16 protein-coding genes are annotated in these 17860 nt (G+C 70.2%); 6 read left to right on the forward strand and 10 right to left on the reverse strand.

Going from position 1 to position 17860, the window contains the following annotated elements; genetic code table 11:
- Positions 1 to 48 precede the first annotated feature (48 nt).
- Complete coding sequence (locus ACQUQD_RS40760; RefSeq protein WP_428957282.1) at positions 49 to 534, reverse strand: carboxymuconolactone decarboxylase family protein; 486 nt, start codon at positions 532 to 534, stop codon at positions 49 to 51.
- Positions 535 to 643: 109 nt separating this feature from the next.
- Here ACQUQD_RS40760 and ACQUQD_RS40765 point away from each other — a divergent pair, with 109 nt between their 5' ends.
- A complete protein-coding gene (locus tag ACQUQD_RS40765) occupies positions 644 to 1603 on the forward strand; it encodes a pirin family protein (RefSeq protein WP_428957283.1) in 960 nt (319 codons plus the stop codon).
- A 10-nt stretch (positions 1604 to 1613) separates the two neighbouring features.
- Positions 1614 to 1955 carry a GNAT family N-acetyltransferase gene (locus ACQUQD_RS40770; protein ID WP_428957284.1) on the forward strand — a complete coding sequence of 114 codons (342 nt, stop codon included), beginning with the start codon at positions 1614 to 1616 and terminating at the stop codon, positions 1953 to 1955.
- Between the two features lie 63 nt (positions 1956 to 2018).
- Here ACQUQD_RS40770 and ACQUQD_RS40775 read toward each other — a convergent pair whose 3' ends face one another.
- The 3 genes from ACQUQD_RS40775 to ACQUQD_RS40785 form a co-directional block, all read right to left on the reverse strand.
- Complete coding sequence (locus ACQUQD_RS40775) at positions 2019 to 2810, reverse strand: DeoR/GlpR family DNA-binding transcription regulator (RefSeq protein WP_428957285.1); 792 nt, start codon at positions 2808 to 2810, stop codon at positions 2019 to 2021.
- Between the two features lie 64 nt (positions 2811 to 2874).
- On the reverse strand, positions 2875 to 4233 hold the full coding sequence (locus ACQUQD_RS40780) for a gluconate:H+ symporter (RefSeq protein WP_428957286.1): 1359 nt from the start codon (positions 4231 to 4233) through the stop codon (positions 2875 to 2877).
- The gene (locus tag ACQUQD_RS40785; protein ID WP_428957287.1) at positions 4230 to 5630 is read right to left on the reverse strand and encodes a homoserine dehydrogenase; all 1401 of its coding nucleotides are present in this window, start codon (positions 5628 to 5630) and stop codon (positions 4230 to 4232) included. The genes ACQUQD_RS40780 and ACQUQD_RS40785 overlap by 4 nt, the downstream gene beginning before the upstream one ends.
- A 204-nt stretch (positions 5631 to 5834) precedes the next feature.
- On the opposite strand from ACQUQD_RS40785, the gene otnK reads away from it, so the two are divergent.
- Together otnK and ACQUQD_RS40795 are read left to right on the forward strand one after the other, a co-directional pair.
- Positions 5835 to 7121, forward strand: coding sequence for a 3-oxo-tetronate kinase (otnK, locus tag ACQUQD_RS40790; RefSeq protein ID WP_428957288.1), 1287 nt, complete (start codon positions 5835 to 5837; stop codon positions 7119 to 7121).
- The gene (locus ACQUQD_RS40795; protein ID WP_428957289.1) at positions 7118 to 7753 is read left to right on the forward strand and encodes a class II aldolase/adducin family protein; all 636 of its coding nucleotides are present in this window, start codon (positions 7118 to 7120) and stop codon (positions 7751 to 7753) included. Before otnK ends, ACQUQD_RS40795 begins: the two co-directional genes overlap by 4 nt.
- Before the next feature lie 144 nt (positions 7754 to 7897).
- Here ACQUQD_RS40795 and ACQUQD_RS40800 read toward each other — a convergent pair whose 3' ends face one another.
- Positions 7898 to 8179, reverse strand: a complete 282-nt coding sequence (locus tag ACQUQD_RS40800; protein ID WP_428957290.1) for a hypothetical protein — start codon at positions 8177 to 8179, stop codon at positions 7898 to 7900.
- Between the two features lie 253 nt (positions 8180 to 8432).
- Positions 8433 to 9020 carry a TetR/AcrR family transcriptional regulator gene (locus ACQUQD_RS40805; RefSeq protein ID WP_428957291.1) on the reverse strand — a complete coding sequence of 196 codons (588 nt, stop codon included), beginning with the start codon at positions 9018 to 9020 and terminating at the stop codon, positions 8433 to 8435.
- Between the two features lie 70 nt (positions 9021 to 9090).
- Here ACQUQD_RS40805 and ACQUQD_RS40810 point away from each other — a divergent pair, with 70 nt between their 5' ends.
- A complete protein-coding gene (locus ACQUQD_RS40810) occupies positions 9091 to 9984 on the forward strand; it encodes an NADP-dependent oxidoreductase (protein WP_428957292.1) in 894 nt (297 codons plus the stop codon).
- 312 nt (positions 9985 to 10296) lie between these two features.
- Positions 10297 to 11295, forward strand: coding sequence for a D-alanyl-D-alanine carboxypeptidase family protein (locus ACQUQD_RS40815; protein ID WP_428957781.1), 999 nt, complete (start codon positions 10297 to 10299; stop codon positions 11293 to 11295).
- 105 nt (positions 11296 to 11400) lie between these two features.
- Here the strand turns inward: ACQUQD_RS40815 and ACQUQD_RS40820 are convergent, their stop codons facing one another.
- From ACQUQD_RS40820 to ACQUQD_RS40835, 4 genes are all read right to left on the reverse strand, one after another.
- Positions 11401 to 12855, reverse strand: a complete 1455-nt coding sequence (locus ACQUQD_RS40820; protein WP_428957293.1) for an FG-GAP-like repeat-containing protein — start codon at positions 12853 to 12855, stop codon at positions 11401 to 11403.
- A 356-nt stretch (positions 12856 to 13211) separates the two neighbouring features.
- Entirely contained in the window at positions 13212 to 14012 is an 801-nt protein-coding gene (locus ACQUQD_RS40825) for an SAM-dependent methyltransferase (RefSeq protein ID WP_428957294.1), read from the reverse strand.
- A 127-nt stretch (positions 14013 to 14139) separates the two neighbouring features.
- On the reverse strand, positions 14140 to 14835 hold the full coding sequence (locus ACQUQD_RS40830) for an LmeA family phospholipid-binding protein (RefSeq protein WP_428957295.1): 696 nt from the start codon (positions 14833 to 14835) through the stop codon (positions 14140 to 14142).
- 180 nt (positions 14836 to 15015) lie between these two features.
- The gene (locus ACQUQD_RS40835) at positions 15016 to 17727 is read right to left on the reverse strand and encodes a family 78 glycoside hydrolase catalytic domain (RefSeq protein WP_428957296.1); all 2712 of its coding nucleotides are present in this window, start codon (positions 17725 to 17727) and stop codon (positions 15016 to 15018) included.
- Positions 17728 to 17860 lie beyond the last annotated feature (133 nt).

A 17860-nucleotide genomic window follows, 5' to 3' on the forward strand; every position in this document is an offset into this window, starting at 1 on the left:
GCGCGCCCGACGGACGCGCCGCCGCGGCCGGTTCGCCGAACGGGCCGGTCAGGCGGTCACTGCGCGCACGGGGTGCTTGCTGAGGATCGAGACCCGGTTGAACGCGTTGATGGTGATCGCCACCCAGATCACCGCGGATATCTCGTCGTCGCTGAGGAAGCGGCGGGCAGTCACGTACGCACTCTCCTGGGCGGTGCCGTCCGCGGGGACGGTCGTCGCCTCCGCGAGGGCGAGTGCCGCGCGCTCCCGCTGAGTGAAGAGCTCGGTGTCGCGCCATGCGGCGAGCGTGCCGAGGCGCTGGGTGGATTCACCGGCGCGGAGCGCGGCACGGGTGTGCACGTCGAGGCAGAACGCGCAGCCGTTGATCTGGGACACCCGCAGATTGATCAGTTCGACGAGGACGCGGTCGAGTCCGGCGTCCGCGGCCGTCGCCCTGACCGCCTCCGACGTCTGCACCAGGGCGTGGTAGGCCTTGGGGCTCTGCTTGTCGACGAAGACGCGCCGGTGGTTCGGGGTCGGTGCCGTGTCGCTCAACTTTGTCTCCTTCGCGGACGGTTGTGGTGGTCGGTGCGAGGCGCGGTGCGCCCGGGTTTATGATCACCATCATTGTTGAACTTCAAATTACATGGGTGGAGGGGCAGGGATGAGCGACACCGGGACGGGTCCGGTGCACGGTGCGTCCGGACCCGGGGCCGAGGTGCTCACCGCTCGGGACGTGCCACTGGGCGGCCCGCGCGCGATGACGGTGCGGCGCACGCTGCCGCAGCGGGCCCGGACGCTGATCGGGGCCTGGTGCTTCATCGACCACTACGGCCCCGACGACGTGGCCGACAGCGGCGGCATGGACGTCGCTCCGCACCCGCACATCGGGCTGCAGACGGTCAGCTGGCTGTTCAGCGGAGAGATCGAGCACCGGGACAGCCTGGGCAGCCACGCCATGGTCCGGCCCGGCGAGTTGAACCTCATGACCAGCGGCCACGGCATCAGCCACTCGGAGGTCTCCACCCCGGCCACGACCGTGCTCCACGGCGTCCAACTGTGGGTCGCGCTGCCGGAACGGCACCGGGACACCGGCCGGGACTTCCAGCACTACGTGCCCGAGCCCGTCCGGACCGACGACGGCGCGGAGGTCAGCGTCTTCCTGGGCTCGCTGGCCGGAGCGACCTCGCCGGTGCGGACCTTCACCCCGCTGCTCGGCGCGGAACTCCTCCTCGCCCCGCGCGCGAGCCTCACGCTCGCCGTGGACAGCGGTTTCGAGCACGGTCTCCTCGTCGACCGAGGCGCGGTCACGCTGGGCGACACCCCCTTGAAGCAGGCCGAGTTGGGTTACCTCGCACCGGGCAGCGACACCGTCACGATCACCAATGAGACGGACACGGCCGCGCGCACGGTCCTGCTCGGCGGGCCGCCCTTCGACGAGGAGGTCGTGATGTGGTGGAACTTCATCGGCCGCAGCCACCAGGACATCGTCGAAGCCCGACAGGCCTGGCAGGACGCCTCCGACCGCTTCGGCGCGGTCGAGGGCTACCCCGGCGACCGCCTCCCCGCCCCCGCACTCCCGCACGCCACGATCACCCCGCGCAAGAACCCGCCACGGCACTGAAAGGCCCGTCATGACCCAGCCCGCCTCCACGCCCGCCGTCGAACGCCTCGACGCCCGCCACCGCTACGTGATCCAGGTCGACGGCAGCACCGCCGGCTTCACCGCGTACCGCGACCGTGACGGGCAGCGCGTGTTCTTCCACACCGAGATCGACGACGCCTATGCCGGGCAGGGCCTGGCCTCGATCCTCGTACGGGAAGCCCTGGACGACGTACGCGGTGCCGGACGGCGGATCGTGCCCGTCTGCCCGTACGTGGCGAAGTTCCTGAAGAAGCACGAGGAGTACGCCGACATCACCGACCCCGTCACTCCCGAGGTCCTGGAGTGGCTGGAGACGCAGCTCAAGCACTGACTCCGTCCACCTGCGGCAGGGGGTGATCCGCCGACTGCACGGACGGGGCGCGGCGGTCCCGGCTCAGGGCCGGGCCAAGCGGAGTTCGCAGCCGCTGTCACGGACTCCCGTGGCGGCGCCCTCCGCCAGGGCCGTGTCGGTGATCACCGTGTCGAACGCCGTGAGCGGAGCCACCCGGTACTTGCCGAAGGTGCCGAACTTCGACGAGCCCGCCACCAGTACCGAGCTGGCCGCGGATTCCATGGCCGCCTGCTTGACGTCGACCTTGGGTTCCGACGGCGTGGTGACCCCGCGCAGCAGGTCCCAGGAACTGGTGCTGATGAAGGCGATGTCCAGGGCGAGTTGGCGCAGCGTCGCGGCGCCGAGCCGGCCGACGCTGGAGCGGTTCGCCATGTCGATGCGGCCGCCGGTGTGGACGACGTCGAGGTGCGGCGCGGTCATGAGCTGTTCGGCCGTGGCGAAGTCGTTGGTCACCACGGTCAGATCGCTCAGCCGGGCCAGGGCCGGGACCATGGCGAGGAGGGTGGTGCCCGCGTCGAGGTAGACGGTCATCCCTTCGGTGACGAGGCGCGCGGCCTCCGCCGCCATGGCCCCCTTCGCGGGCTGCTCGACGCGGGTCTTGTCCTGGAAGCTCGGCTCCGTGCTGACGTGGCTGGCGATCCTGACACCGCCGGGGACCGAGAAGACGAGCCCTTGCCGCTCGAGTTCGGCGATGTCCCGGCGCACGGTCATGTGGGAGACGCCGAACAGCTGCGTGATCTGCTGGACGCTCAGCACGCCTTCCCTGCGCAGGTGGCGCAGGAGTTGCTCGCGCCGCTGGTCCGGGATGAGCGGCAGGTGCTCCTGAGCGGTCATCGTCACTCTCCTCTGTGATTCGTACGTGACGTTAGCCGATGATCATCCTGATGCGGCCGATGACTCAGCTCCCGACGAACGTGCTCAGCAGCAGGACGCCGCCGAGGCTGAGCAGGGACTGCAGCGAGAGCATCAGGGTCCAGGTCCGGAAGGTCTGGGAGACGGAGAGCTGGAAGTACTCCTTGAAGAGCCAGAATCCGGAGTCGTTGACGTGGGAGAGCATCACGGCGCCGGAGGCGGTGGCGAGCACCATCAGTTCCGGGGAGACGCCGGGATAGGCGGCCAGCAGCGGAGCGACGATACCGGTCGCGGCGGCGGTGGCGACCGTGGCGGAGCCGAGGCAGATGCGCAGCAGCGCGGCGACGAGCCAGGCCAGCAGCAGCGGGGGGACGGACCAGTCCACGGCATAGTCCGAGATGATCTTGTCGATGCCGGTGGCGGTGAGCATGGCCTTCAGGCCGCCGCCCGCACCCAGGATCAGCACGATCGCGCCGACGGGACCGAGCCCCTTGCCCGCCATCTTCTGCAACTGCGACAGGCCGAAGCCTGAACGCAGGCCGAGGGCGAAGAACGCGAAGACGACCGCCGCGAGGAGTGAGAGCACCGAGGAGTCACAGGCCTCGAAGAAGGCGTACGGCAGGGTGCCCTCGCTCGTGTTGGAGGTGCCCAGGGTGCCGATCAGCATGAGGCCGGGCGGCAGCAGCACCGTGATCAGGGCCAGGGTGAAGGAGACCGGGCGGCGCTGGTTGTCCGGGGCGGGGTCGGGCTGGGGCACGGGGCCCTTGTCGAGGTCGGGGGCGGGCCCGAACCAGCGGGCGGCGAACTTGGTCAGCAGGGGGCCGGTGATGACGGCCAGGGGGATGCCGATGATGAGGCCGTACAGGATGGTCAGGCCGGTGTTCGCGTCGTACGCGGACACGGCGAGGGTCGGCGAGGGGTGCGGGGGCAGCAGGCCGTGCGAGACGTACAGGCCGGCGGCCATGGGCAGGCCGATGTAGAGCAGGTGGGAGCCGGTGCGCTTGGCGACGGCGTAGACCAGCGGGACGAGCATGACGAAGCTGACGTCGAACAGGTGCGGCATGCCGATGAGCAGGGCCGCCGCGGTGATCGCGGTGGGGATCCACTTCACGGGGCGGGCGCCGATGAAGACCGTGGCGATGCGGTCGGCGCCGCCCGAGCCGAGCAGGATGCCGCCGAGCAGGGTGCCCAGACCGATCGTGGGACCGCTGCCGGCCAGGGCGTCGCCGAAGCCGTCCTGGTAGTGCTCGACGGTGGCGCCCGGCGAGATGCCCGCGGCGAGACCCAGCCCCAGGGCCGAGAGCGTGAGGGCGAGGAAGGGGTGGAGCTTGAACTTGGTGATGAGCACGACGAGCACGGCGACGGCCGCGGCGCCGAGCAGCAGGTGCTGGACGTCGGTGCTCACGACTGCACCGCCGGGGTGACGGGGCGGGCGGCGCGGCCGGCGGTCCAGGCCCGGGTGAGGTCGGGATCGGCGTCGGCGAGGTCGCCGAGGCGGAGGAGTTCGCCGGCGGCGACGGGGCGGGCCAGCGTCGTGTGCGCGGCGAGGTAGAGCGGGGCGACGTCGTCGGGGGAGTCCTCGTCGCGCAGCAGCACGGCCTGGACGCCGGTGACGTCGTGATGGTGCCCGCCCATGCCGAGGACGGTGCCCGCGGGCAGGTCCAGGCGGGCGCGGCCCGCGAGGACGGCGTGGCCGCGCGGATCGGTGCCGCCGGAGGGACGGTGGTGCAGCACGGCCGACAGCAGGGACAGTGGCGTTTCGACGCCCATCAGGTGGTAGGGAAGATAGACGGCCGCGTATCCGCCGTCGCGGCTGACGACGTGGCCCTTGCCGCGCAGCGTTTCCCAGGTCACGGTGTCTCCGGTGCGCACGATCACGAAGACGCCGCCGGCGAAGGAGGCCTCGCCGGGCAGCCGCAGGGCGCTGAAGACATCCACCGCGCCGTCGCGGCGCAGCACACCGCCGTCCTCGCGCAGCCGGTAGATGTCGGCCAGTTCGGCGATGCGGGCCACGGGGTAGTGCAGTCGCTCGGTATCGGGCTTGAAGCCGGTGTTGGTGGCGACGACGGCCATTTCGCAGTAGTCGGCTGTGGCGCCCTGAGGCAGCGCGGACACAGCTTCGGCGCGGGCCTTCAGGGTGCCCGGCACATCGTCGCCGAGGGTGAGCAGCGCGCCGAGTTCCGGGGCGGGAACCGTGGTGTCGAGCTGGGTCACGGTGCCCTGCTCCGGGTCGAACACGAGGTCGTACTCGCTCGACTTGCCGACGGCCACGATGTCGAGGCCGAGGAGCTGGGCCCAGGTGACCAGCCCGATGAGGTTGGCGGGCTGGTCACCGTCGGCGGTCGTGTAGACGAGACCTTCCCGCTCTGCGAGTTCGGCGAGGTGCAGTCCCGCGACGGAGTCGACCTCCTTGCTGACCATCGCCACGTGACGGCCGGTGCGCAGCGCCTCCTCGGCCATGGCACAGCCGTGTACCGGGCTCCCGGTGGCTTCCACGAGGATGTCCCAGTCGCCCGCGCCGAGCAGGGCTCCGTCGGCGACCAGGGCGATCCGCCCCTCGCTCCGAGCGCGGGCGACGTCGGATGCGTCCGCGCAATCGACCAGGTCGGTCGTGTCGTAGCCGAGTTCGCCGAGCATGGCGCGCAGGCTGGCCAGATCGCGGTCGCACAGCACGGACGGCTGAAGGGCCTCGGTGCGAAGGGTCTGCGCGAGGAGGGTGCGGGCGAATCCGCCGCCGGCGCCGGACAGTGCGTAGCGCACGCTCCGGCCCTGGGTGGCGGCGAACAGGTGGTGCAGGTTCATGGGCCCTCCTCGATGAGTGCTCAAAGGCAGACGTGACCTCGGCGCCATGGGCCTGGGGTCGACAGACGGTGGCTGGAACTCCTCCCACCGGTTAACAACATGTATCAGGCATTCCCATTGGAGTAAAGGTTGTTAACATAACTTCACATGCAAGAGGGTCGGACGCACACGCCGACGCCACGCCCACCGCACCATGGAGGTCCGATGCCACTGCTCGGAGCCATCGCCGACGACTTCACCGGAGCCACCGATCTCGCCACCATGCTCGTCGCCCGCGGGTTCCGGACGGTGGTGGCCGTCGGCTCCGACGGGCTGACCGACGGCGGGTCCGCCGCTGTCGAGGTCGACCAGGCGGACGCCGTGGTGGTCGCACTCAAGACCCGTACGGTCCCGGTCGACGAGGCGGTCCGCGCGTCCATGGCCGCTCTGCGGGCGCTGCGGGACGCGGGCTGTCAGCGGTTCTACTTCAAGTACTGCTCGACCTTCGACTCGACGTCCCAGGGCAACATCGGCCCGGTCGCCGACGCCCTCCTCGACGCCCTGGACGAGAGCGCGAGCGTCGTCGTCCCGGCCTTCCCGGCCACCGGCCGCACCGTCTACAAGTCGCGCCTGTTCGTCCACGACGAGCTGCTCGACGAGAGCCCGATGCGCAACCATCCCCTCACGCCCATGCGCGACTCCCACGTCGGACGGCTCCTCGCGCCGCAGACCGGCCGACCCGTGCGCGCCATCGACCTCGACATCGTCCGCTCCGGCGTTCAGGCCCTGCGCGAGACGCTGGCGGCCCCGGAATTCTCCGACGCGCTCACGGTCGTCGACGCCACCTGCGACGACGACCTGCGCACCATCGCCGCCGCGACGAGCGACATGCGCCTGGTCACCGGCGCGGCCGGCCTCGCCCTCGGCCTGACCGGCCCGCACCAGGGGACCGCCCGCGCCACCGCGGCCTCCGCCTCCGACGCGCCGGGGGCCGTCCTGGCCGGCAGCGCGTCCGCCGCCACCCGTGCCCAGGTCGCCCACGCGCAGCAGCACCTGCCGCACCGCAAGCTCGACATCGCGGCGCTGCGCGCGGATCCCGCGGCGACGGTGGCCGACCTCGTCGACTTCGCCCGAGCCTGCTGGCGCCGTGACCCGAAGCTGCCCCCGCTCCTCTATGCGGTCGCCTCGCCCGCCGACCTCGAACACGACACGCCTCCTGGCGCGACTCCCGCTTCCGAGCTCATCGAACAGGCACTGGCCGACTGCGCCACGGCTCTCGTACGCGCCGGAGCCAGGCGCCTGCTGATCGCCGGCGGGGAGACCTCCGGGGCCGTCACCACCGCGCTGGACAGCCGGACCCTGCGCATCGGGCAGCAGATCGCCCCGGGCGTCGCGTGGGCCCGCACCCAGCCGGGAGCGGGAGGGGCACCCGACGGCATCGACCTCGCCCTCAAGTCCGGCAACTTCGGCGGCACGGACATCTTCACCACGGCCTGGGGCCACCTCGCATGAGCCTCCGCCACGAACTCGCAGCCGCCGGAGCCCACTTGGCCGCCCTCGGCCTGAGCCCCGGCTCCTCTGGGAACCTCAGCATCCGCGACGGCGACCGTGTCCTGATCACGCCCACCGGTGCCAATCTCACCTCGATCGACCCCGACAACCTGACCGCGCTGGACCTGAACGGCACACACCTCGACGGGCCCCGCCCGTCGAAGGAGTTCCCCCTGCACATCGCGTTCTACCGGCGCGACCCCGACGCCCGGGCCGTCGTCCACCTGCACTCGCGCCACGCCGCAGCGGTCTCCTGCCGCCCGGCCTGGTCCCCGTACAGTTCGCTCCCCCCGCTGACTCCCTACTTCGTGATGCGCGTGGGCCAGACACCCCTCTTGCCCTACGCGCCCCCGGGAGACGTCCGGCAGGCAGCCGAACTGGAACGACTGACGTTCCCGTTCCGCGCCGCGCTGCTGCAGAACCACGGCCCGGTGGTCTCCGGAACCACGGCCGCGGCAGCGATCGACGCCGCCGTGGAACTGGAGGAAACAGCAGCCCTCCTGCTCTCCCTCGGTCAGCTCCCGGCCCGACTGCTCACGCCGCAGGAGGCGCAGGAGCTCGCCGACAAGTACGGCACGCCATGGACCAGTTGACTCCGTGAATTGGCGTGAAGTCATGTCCCGCTGATCGCGCAGACGCTATGCGCCCGACCGGATCGTCCTGCTGCCGCACCACGTGTGAAACGACGGCCCCCTGCGAGGTGCAGGGGGCCGTCGATCATTCCCTTGAAGCGCCGCTCAGTAGCAGCGGTACTCCTTCGTCCCCGCCGGCTGCGGGCCGGTGGCGGGGTTGATGAAGGTGACGTTGTAGCGGCCGTACCGGAAGCCGTTGCCCGCGATGAAGGTGCCGGTCAGGGTCTGCTTGTAGCTGCCGTAGGAGGCGCTGTTGGTGTAGCTCGACGGGCAGCCCTTGCCCGTGAGGTTGGCCGGGCCGTCAGCGGCCGACGCGACCCCGCTCACCCCGAAGAGGAGCGCGCCGCCGATGGTCACCGTGGAGGCCACTCTGATCAGATTGCGCATCGCTTGTCTGGTCCTTCCGGTACGTCAAGTGCACAGGTAGGTCAAGGAGTTGCAGCTGGTGAGCGAGCGGTTCTCGCCGCGGTGCTCACCGGTCGTGGCTGATAGTGCACGGCCGGTCCGGGCCGGGTCAATGGTCTGGACCAAAATAGGTCTGGACCAGAGTGGGAGGGTGGTGGACCGAGCCGGCTCGCACGTCGGGCACACGGCTCCTCGCTACCGACCGGCTTCCGGGCTGCCGCTCGGAGTCGGTCGCTCACGCCTGCCGTGAAGGGGAGATGGCCTCCCAGGCCGCCTCGATCATCCGGAAGATCTCGTCCACCGCGGCCTGCGGATCGGCCGCCTCGCGGGCCAGTGAATAGGCGTCGATGGCGAACCTCGCGACCGTCCGGCTCGCGAGCGGGGTTCGTGACAGGTCCGGATCCGCGGCGATGGCCGCTGCGAGTGCCTCCGCGTGGCGGAGCCTCATCGACTCGTCGTACCTCCGCAAGGCGGGTGACGCGTCGATCATGCGCCAGATCGGCACTGCGCCGTCCGCCGTGCAGTGCCGCACCAGGGCATGGATCTCGCTGCGCAGTGCGGGGATGAGCGACTCGTGCGTCGACCGGTCGGTGACGGCCCGGACGAGACGTTGCTCGAAGTCCTCGTCCTGCTCGAACACCAGGGCTTCTTTGGAGGCGAAGTGGGAGAAGAGCGTGGTGACGGCGACGTCGGCCTCGGCGGCTACTTCGCGGATGCCCACCGCGTCGTACCCACGCTCCAGGAAGAGTCGCAGTGCGGTGTCGGCGATCTTCTGGCGCGTCGCGGCCTTCTTGCGTTCCCGGCGTCCGGGCGGCACGGTCATGCGCTGACACTATCAGGTGCAAATTCGTAACAGTTCCAAAACACTAACTGTTAGTGCTACGGTCCGCCGCATGAAGAAGGTGAGCTTCGCCGAGTTCGGCGGTCCCGACGTTCTGCATCTCATAGACGCCGAGGAGCCCCATGCGGGCCCCGGCCAGGTTCGTATCGCCGTGCGGGCGGCGGGTGTGAACCCCGTCGACTGGAGGCTCCGGGAAGGCCAGGTCCTGGGGGCCCATCCGATCGAACTGCCCGCCGGCGTCGGGCTGGACGCCGCCGGAGTGGTCGACGAGATCGGCGCGGGCGTCGAAGGGTTCGAGGTCGGGGACCGCGTGTTCGGCGAAGGGGTCAGCACCTACGCCGAGTTGGCCGTGCTGTCGGCCTGGGCCCGTATGCCTGAGGGGCTGACGTTCGAAGAGGCTGCCGGGTACCCCTCGGTGGTCGAGACGGCGCTTCGTGTTCTGCGTGAGGTCGGTGTGCGGAGCGGGGAGACGCTGCTGGTCAGCGGTGCGTCCGGGGGAGTGGGGTCAGCGGTGCTGCAGATCGCCCGCGCCCGCGGCATCACGGTGATCGGCACCGCCGGGGCCGCGAATCAGGACTACGTACGGAGCCTGGGCGCCCTCGCGACGACGTACGGCGAGGGCTGGGTCGAGCGCGTGCGACAGCTCGGCCAGGTCGACGCGGCCCTCGATCTGGCGGGCTCGGGCGTGGTGCGCGAGCTCGTCGGGCTGACCGGGGACCCGCGGACGGTGCTGTCCATCGCTGATCTGGACGCGCCGGAGTTCGGTGTCAGGTTCTCGGGTGCGGCCGGAAGCGTGTCGGATGCGCTCGCCGAGGCCGTCGACCTCATCGCGCAGGGGAAATTGCACATCCCTGTCGAGAAGTCGTACGCACTCGCCGAGGCCGCGGCGGCGCACATCGACAGCCAGGCCGGTCACACGCGCGGGCGTCGGGTCCTGATCATCTGAGGCCGCTACGGAATCCACGGTGGCCCGAACCCCGGCCGGAACGGCGTGACATCGCAGTCGATCCCCGCCGGCGGTCGCAACCCCTCGGTTGACCTGGCAGGCCGACCGCTCCAGCGAGGCCGGATGGCCGCAGCGCGCAAGTCGCCACAGAGAAACCACCCGTTGTCTGCACGGCATCTTCATGCCGGCCGGTCCTGTTACCCGGCCATGACATGGCGATCTTGACATCGGCTGCCATCGCGGAAGTAGGTTCGCTATGCACCGAGTTTCCGTTACCGGCCGGCGTGCCCGCGCTGGGAGAAAGGTATGCCTATGGGTTCCCACGCCCGCCCCAACCGGCTGCACCGCACCGGGGCCCGGATCGCGACCGTCGCGCTCGTCGGGGCCGTCCTGCCGATCACCGCCGGTGGCCTCGCCGAGGCGGCCACCCCCAGTGCCACACACTCCGCCGACGACGACGGCCAGAGCGGCGCGGCCACCCACCCCGCGGACCAGAGACAGGGGGCGCTGGACACCAGGGACCAGGCCGACCCCGACATCAACGCCGACCACGCCTTCCTCCTGGACGCCCGAGACGGCAGCCAGGAACGCGAGTTGTGGGCCGGAGCCAAGGCCGACGAGAGCGTGTCGATGGCCAGCACCACCAAGATCATGACCGCCTTGGTGGTGCTCAAGCACCCGGAGTGGCTGGACCGGCAGATCACGGTGCAACAGGAGTACCGGGACTACGTGTCGGAGAACGGCGCCAGTACGGCCGACCTCCAGACCGGCGACAAGCTGACCGTCAGGCAGTTGCTCCACGCCATGCTGATCCCGTCCGGAGGAGACGCCGCCATGGCCCTGGCCGACAACTTCGGCTCCGGGGACACCATGGACGCCCGGATCGCCGACTTCGAGGCCCAGATGAACGCCGAAGCGCAGCAGCTGAACCTGAGCGGCACGCACTTCGACTCCTTCGACGGCATCTCGCACGGCAACAACCACAGCACCGCCCGCGATCTCGCCAAGCTCGGCCAACGCGCGATGCTGCAGCCGGTGTTCGCCGACGTCGTGAAGAACAAGCAGTTCAAGACCGAGGCCCCGGCGGCCAACGGCCACACCAGGTACTACACCTGGAACAACACCAATGAGCTGCTGGGCAGCTACGACGGCGCTCTGGGCATCAAGACCGGCAGCGGCACGGAGGCCGGCTACTCCCTCGTCTTCGCCGCCGAGCGGGACAACCGCACCCTGGTCGGCGCGATCATCGGGTCCGACCAAGAGGTCTTCGACGACGCCACCAAGATGCTCGACTGGGGCTTCGCCCACTGAGTAGACGGCCCGCCCCCCGGGCAGCCTCAGAACCCATGCTCGAGATGTGGTGAGGCGCACGCACGGGGGGCGGTGCCCGGAGGACGTGCGCCCGGGCACCGGTGCCTACTTGCCGAGGGCCTCGCCGTACTTCGTGCCGGTGGACAGCGCGAGCCCGTACGGCGTCAGCGAGCGCCCGAGAGGATAGGCGGTCTCCGTGGTCTGCGCGTACCAGACACCCCCCGAGCGGGCCTCACCCGCGTTCTCCGTAGGGGCGCTCGCGGCGACGTCGCCCAGCTGGTCGGGGTTGTACCGGCCGGTGGTCACCTGCGCGCCGAACTGGTCGCCGGCCTCCGCGGTGCCGGGCATGTCGGGGGTGTTCTGGTTGCGCGCGACACCGCTGGACAGACCAGTGGTGGTGCCGCGCAGGACGACATAGGCGCCCGCGTCCTTGACGGTGCCGACGTCCTCACCGGGCACGCCGACCACGAGCTCCGGGAGGTCGTCGTCGTTCACGTCGCCCGCGGCGACCGAGAAGCCGAACCAGTCGCCTGCCTCGGAGGCCCCGGCGACGTCGGGGCTGTCCTGGGTGAAGCAGTCGTGCGCGGACCCGAACGCGCCCTTGCCGTACACGACAGCGACCGCGCCGCCGGCCCGCTCGTCCGCGCAGAGCGGTGCCTGTTCGGACTCGGGGTTGGGCTGGTCGTATCCGATGGCCAGGTCGTCCTTGCCGTCCCGGTCGAAGTCCGCGGCGGCCAGCGACTGGCCGTAGTCCCAGCTGTTCCAGTACCGGGCGGGCTGGCCCGCGGCGTCCCAGCGCAGGATGAAGGTGCCCGATCCCTCCAACTCCTTGTACGTCACCGCGAGGTCGTCCTTGCCGTCCCCGTCGAAGTCGCCGGTCGCGAGGTCGCGGGTGCGGCCGCCCATGCTGTACCGCTCGATGACCTCGGTCGTGGTGGGCGTACCGGGGGCGAGCGGGCCGGGCCGCAGCCGCAGCGAGCCGCTCTCCTCGTCGGCCGCGCCGAGCGCGAGGTCCTGGTCGCCGTCGTGGTCGTAGTCGCCCACGGAGATGCGGTCGCCGAGCTGGGTGAACTCGCCCTCGCCCTTGGCGGCGGTGAAGCCGACGCTGTCGTGGTTGCCGAAGCCTCTCGGGGAGCCGTACAGCACGGTGACGCTGCCTTCGTGGCCGTGGCCCGCATCGGTGAGGGCCTCGCCGCTGGCGCCGATGACGAGGTCGGATATGCCGTCCCCGTCGAGGTCGCCCGAGGCCACCGCGGAACCGAAGCGGTCCCCGGCCTCCGGGGTGCCGGGCACGGCGCGGTAGGACTGGCTGATGATGCCGGTGGAGCCGTCCGGGCCGAGCCCGTTGACGCCGCCCCAGACCACATTGACGTAACCGGCCTTCGCCTTGCCGTTCACGGTCGCCGAGGGCACGCCGACCGCGAGGTCGGTGAAGCCGTCCCCGTTGAAGTCGGCGTGCAGCGGGGTCGCGGCGGCTGCGGTTCCGGCGAGGGGCAGGGTCAGCCCGGCGGCGGTGAGTGCCGCAACGGTCGCGGTGGCACCCAGGGTTCGTACACGCACGGCGGTTCTCCCGGAAATCGAGAATGAGGGGGTAGCTTTCCGGGCTGTGTGACGTGTGAGGCGCACGAAGGGTTGTGCGAAAGCGGCTTGAAAGTGAACGCGGTTCACGTCAGCCGGAGTTGGACCCCCAACTTTCGGGTGTGCAGCGCTGCGCCGGGCCGGCGTCGATCTCGGCTCGCGACCGCGGGAGCATGGCCCGCCGCCTCACCGGCGAAGCCGTCCTGAACTGGCGCGGAACCTGACCTGGGACCGAACGCAAACCTCCGGGCCAGACGCCCGGTCAGACGTCTTCAGCGCGCACGTTCACGCTCCGAGCACGGCCGCCCCGTACATGAGAGGGCGGCCCTGCTCCCGCGTCACACCTTGCGGGCCACGGCTCCGTACATGGCGATGGTCCGGTCGTCGATGCCCTGCTGCTCGGCGCCGGGGCGCCACTTGTGGACCTGCGTGACACCGGGCTCCACGAGTTCCATGCCGTCGAAGAACGAGGTGGCGACGTCCAGGTCCCGCAGTTCCATGGGCATCCCCTGCTGCGCGTACTCGCGGGCCACCCGCCCGACCTCTTCGGGGGCGAAATCGCCGGTTCCGATGGTCATGGCCAGGAAGCTTCCCGAGGGCAGCGGCTCGAGGAGCCGCTGCACCAGGCGGCGGTCCTCCGGCGGCATGATGAAGTGCAGGATGCCGATGAGCATGAGGCCCACCGGCTGTTCCAGATCCAGGAGTTGGCGGAACTCGGCGCTGCCCAGGATCGCTTCCGGATCGTTCATGTCGGCGTCCACATAAGTGGTCGCGCCTTCAGGGGAACTCTGCAGCAGGGCGCGTGCGTGGGCCAGGACGATGGGGTCGTTGTCGACGTACACCACGCGCGACTCCGGCGCCACGTCCTGCACGATCTCGTGGAGGTTGGGAGCCGTCGGCAGGCCCGTGCCGATGTCGAGGAACTGCCGGATGCCCTGTTCCTTGGCGAGGTAGTGTCCCGCGCGATGCATGAACCGTCGGTTCTCACGCATGTGCACCGGCAGGGCAGGCCAGTGCCGGCACATCGCGTCGCCCGCCTCGGCGTCGACGAGGTAGTGATCCTTGCCCCCGAGGATGTAGTCGTACACCCGCGCGGAGTGCGCCTTGGAGGTGTCAATCCGGGCCTCGGGGCTGCTCATTCAACGCTCCGTTCCATGTAGCTGTTGCGTACATCAGAGGTTATCGTCCGTAACTCGGTGCCCAACAGCCCCCGTTGGGTCGGGGGCAGAGGCCGCTCATCCGCGCGTTGAGGGTGGCGCGAGTGTGTCAGGTGAGGGGGACGTGTGAGCCGCCCACGGTGAGCCGTAGGCCGTCGGTGCGCGGTTCGGCGGCCGTGAGCCGGATGCCGCCGGGCAGCCGGGTGATGGACTGCTGGATGTCGGTGGCCTTGCGGAGTTCGTCCTCTGACAGTCCGGTGGTGGTGGAGGGCGATGTCTCCGCGTGCAGGCGCAAGGTGTCGTCCTTGACGGAAACCGTGCTGTAGATCGAGGACGTGCCTCCGTCGGGAGTCTCGAGCTCGACCTTGATCCGGCCCTTGCCGCCGTCCGAGAGGCCGGCGATGCGCACCCCGTTGTCCTGTGCCGGTGCGGCGTGGAGCAGTTCGGCGTAGGGGACCAGTGCGGTTCCCGTCGCCGTGCGCGCGACGGCGCTGGAGTATCCGTTGGTGAACTCGACCCCGTTGAGATGGAGTTCGAGGTTCTCCACGCGGCCGGTCGCGCCGCCCGGCATGGCCGACTCGTAATGGTCCACGCTCGCGTCGAGTTCGTCCAGGTCCCCAGCCACGGCCTGCGTGAGGAACGGGAAGCCCTTGATGGAGACCTGGGTGGACTCGCCGAACCCGTTCGAGGCGCGAAGTTTGTCCACGGCCTGTCCTTCGGCGAGATGGACGGCGAGCCGGTCGACGCCGACGAATATGGCGGCCAGGACGGCGATGACGATCAGGGATCTTCGGAGAGTACGCATGCGCACACCTCAGCAGGCGCTTTTGCCCACGGCAGTGACGCACGTCACGCCGTTGGCAACGTTATCGTCACGGACCGACCGGCCCCACCGCACCGCGGAGTTCGATCCGTGGGCGCCGCGGCGGACCCGGCCCGCTCCTCCTGGGCTGCATCTCCTAACTCACGATGGCCGGAATGGCTGTCACCCTGCGACGAACGTCCAAGTCCCGGACCCGACGCGGTACGTGACGGAACGCTCGGCGCTGTGCGTCTGCCGGGCCTCGGACGGGGCCTGGACGCGTTCCTTGCCGTTCTTGCGCGGCACGGTGACCACGGCCCGGCTGTTCGGCGGGATGGTGACGGTCAGCCGCAGCGCGCCGTGAATCCTGCGCCAGCTGCTGCTGACACGCCCGCGCACCGTCTCCTGCGACGCCGTCACGTGGTCCAGCGCATCGGGCACGGCGGGGGCGACGGCGATGGTCCGGTAGCCGGGGGAGGTGGGACGGATACCTGCGAGGACGGTGTAGAGGGACGTGTTGACGCCGGCGAACATGGCGTGGTCGTGCGTCTCCATCGAGGAGCTGTAGAGCCACTGCTCCCACGTGGTGGTGGCCCCGTGCGAGAGCTGGAACCCGAATCCGGGGTAGGTGCGCTGCTGCAGCATGGTGATGGCCAGGTCGGTGCGGCCGATGCGGGCCAGGGCGTCGACGAGGTAGCGCGTGCCGAAGATGCCGGTGTCCAAGTGGCTGTCGTCGTGCTCGACGACGGTGCGCACGAACTGGTCGCCGACGGCGTCCGCCCGGTCCGCGGGAACCAGTCCGAGGGCCAGGGGCAGGATGCTGGTCACCTGACGTCCGCTGCCGTACGTGTCCCCGGCGTCGTTGAGGAAGTGGTCATTGAAGGCGTCCTTGATCCGGCCGGCCAGGACGGCGAATCGCCTGGCGTCCTCGTCGTGTCCGAGGGCTGCCGCGGCCTTCGCCACCGCTTGCGCCTGCTGATACGACAGTGCCGTGTTGACGAGCGACACCTCGCTGGTGCAGTCACCCGCCGTCGGACTGCCCATGCCGTCGTTGGCCTCCGGCCCGTGATCGGGCGGGCACCAGTCGCCGAAGCCCTTGTCGTCGGGCCAGATCAGCCCGGGCGCCTCGGCGGCATTGCGGTCCACGAACCGCTTCATGTCCGGATAGGCGGCCGCGAGCGCGTCGCGGTCCTGGTACTGCTCGTACAACGTCCACGCCAGGGAGACCTGGCCCCCCGCCATGTCCGGGTACTGGGCCTTCACATCGTCCGAGGGCAGTGCCGTGCCCGGAGGCATGTCCTGCAGATACTTCGCGTAGAAGCCGTCCATGCCGAACTCGCGCGTCGCCGCGTCCCGATAGGCCTGCACGTCCATGGCCGGCGGTGTGCGCTCGTCACGAACGGGTGTGTCCGTGGGCGTGCTCATGGAGTTGTTGAGGATGCTCCAGCGGTTGTTCCGCCAGATACCGTCGAGCACATCGCTCGAGGAGTCGAACGATCCGGTCGAGGGCACGTCCGCGTGCACCACGCGAGCCCGTACGTCCCCCGGTTCCGGTTCGGTGGTGGAGCCGCTGACCTCGAGATACCGGAAGCCGTGGTAGGTGAAGCGCGGTTCGTACGTCTCCTCGCCACCCGTGCCCGCGAGGGTGAAGGTGTCGGTCGCCGCGGCTTCCCGGTTCGTTGCGGTGTCCAGCGTGCCGTCGGCCTTGAGCTCCTCGGCGGTGCGCATGACGATGTGCGTCCCTGCCGCGCCCTTCGCGCGTAGCCGCGGCCAGCCGGCGATGTTCTGCCCGAAGTCGTAGACGCGGGTCCCCGGGCGGGGCTCGGTCACGCGTACCGGCGTGAGGGTGTCCGTGACGCGGACCGGCGGCATGGTGTTCGCGTGGAGCTCGCCCTTGGGCGCGTCGGCCGGCGCCACCTGCTGCCAGCCCGCCTCGTCGAAGCCGGGACGGTCCCAGCCCTGCTGCTCCTTGCGGGCGTCGTAGGACTCGCCGTCGTACAGATCGTCCGCGGTGATCGGGCTGTCGGACCACTTCCAGGACGAGTCCGTGGTGAGAGTGCGGCGACTGCCGTCCGTGAAGGTGACGTCGAGCAGCATCATGGCCTGCCGCCCGCCGCGCCAACGGAAGCCGTACGGACTGAAGTTGTCACCGTAGCCATGGCCGAGCCACAGGCCGACCGTGTTGTCGCCCTCGCGCAGCGTCCTGGTCACGTCGTACGTGTCGTACAGCACCCGGCGGTCGTAGGGGGTGTTCGCCGGGGCGAGTTCGTGGTCGCCCACCTTGGCGCCGTTGAGGCGGAGTTCGTGGAAGCCGAGACCTGCTACGTAGGCCCGGGCTCTGGCCACCTTCTTGCCCAGGGAGAAGTCCTTGCGCAAGAGCGGTGAGCCCGTGTCGGTCTTGGAGGGGCCGATCCATCGTGCCCCTTTCCAGTCGCCGCTCGTGCGCAGCGCCGTCTCCCAGTGGGAGGGCGAACTCCAGGCGGACGGACGGCCCTGCGCGTCCCAGACGCGGACCTGCCAGTAGTAGCGTGCTCCCGGCTCGAGCTGTGGACCTCCGTACGGAACACCGACGGACTCGGCGGAGCGCTGCCTGCCGCTGTCCCAGATGTCGGCACGGTCGTCGGCCAGTGCGCCGGAGGACGTGGCCACACGTATCTGATACGCCTCCTGCACCGTGTCGCGTTGGTGGGCGGCGAGTTTCCAGCTGAGCAGTGGGCGGGGAGCCTCGACGGCGAGCGGGTCGGGGCGGCCGTCGGCGGTGGTGCTGCGGACGGCGAGGGCGCCTTGGGCAGAGGCGGACGGGGCTCCGGTGATGAGCCCCATGGCCAGCAGCGTGGTGGCGCACGACAGAGTGAGGGCGCGCAGACGAGGAGTGGGACGGCTGCGTCGGAACACGGTGAGGACCTTTCGCAGGGCAGGGCAGGAAGGAAGGGAGCGTCCGGTCCGGCGCGGCTCTCGCCGGACCGGACGCGCGTGCCGCGGCTGCCTGTCCTCGACGGGTGCCGCGCGACATGTGGTGCGAGCCGCG

The organism is Streptomyces sp. cg35, assembly GCF_050410835.1.
Lineage (GTDB): Bacteria > Actinomycetota > Actinomycetes > Streptomycetales > Streptomycetaceae > Streptomyces.

Excerpts from the sequence above, each read along its gene's own strand:
- ACQUQD_RS40765 (WP_428957283.1), top strand. The coding sequence starts at position 644 with ATGAGCGACACCGGGACGGGTCCGGTGCACGGTGCGTCCGGACCCGGG.
- ACQUQD_RS40770 (WP_428957284.1), top strand. The coding sequence starts at position 1,614 with ATGACCCAGCCCGCCTCCACGCCCGCCGTCGAACGCCTCGACGCCCGC.
- ACQUQD_RS40775 (WP_428957285.1), bottom strand. The coding sequence starts at position 2,810 with ATGACCGCTCAGGAGCACCTGCCGCTCATCCCGGACCAGCGGCGCGAG.
- ACQUQD_RS40785 (WP_428957287.1), bottom strand. The coding sequence starts at position 5,630 with ATGAACCTGCACCACCTGTTCGCCGCCACCCAGGGCCGGAGCGTGCGC.
- otnK (WP_428957288.1), top strand. The coding sequence starts at position 5,835 with ATGCCACTGCTCGGAGCCATCGCCGACGACTTCACCGGAGCCACCGAT.
- ACQUQD_RS40795 (WP_428957289.1), top strand. The coding sequence starts at position 7,118 with ATGAGCCTCCGCCACGAACTCGCAGCCGCCGGAGCCCACTTGGCCGCC.
- ACQUQD_RS40800 (WP_428957290.1), bottom strand. The coding sequence starts at position 8,179 with ATGCGCAATCTGATCAGAGTGGCCTCCACGGTGACCATCGGCGGCGCG.
- ACQUQD_RS40805 (WP_428957291.1), bottom strand. The coding sequence starts at position 9,020 with ATGACCGTGCCGCCCGGACGCCGGGAACGCAAGAAGGCCGCGACGCGC.
- ACQUQD_RS40810 (WP_428957292.1), top strand. The coding sequence starts at position 9,091 with ATGAAGAAGGTGAGCTTCGCCGAGTTCGGCGGTCCCGACGTTCTGCAT.
- ACQUQD_RS40815 (WP_428957781.1), top strand. The coding sequence starts at position 10,297 with ATGGGTTCCCACGCCCGCCCCAACCGGCTGCACCGCACCGGGGCCCGG.
- ACQUQD_RS40825 (WP_428957294.1), bottom strand. The coding sequence starts at position 14,012 with ATGAGCAGCCCCGAGGCCCGGATTGACACCTCCAAGGCGCACTCCGCG.
- ACQUQD_RS40830 (WP_428957295.1), bottom strand. The coding sequence starts at position 14,835 with ATGCGTACTCTCCGAAGATCCCTGATCGTCATCGCCGTCCTGGCCGCC.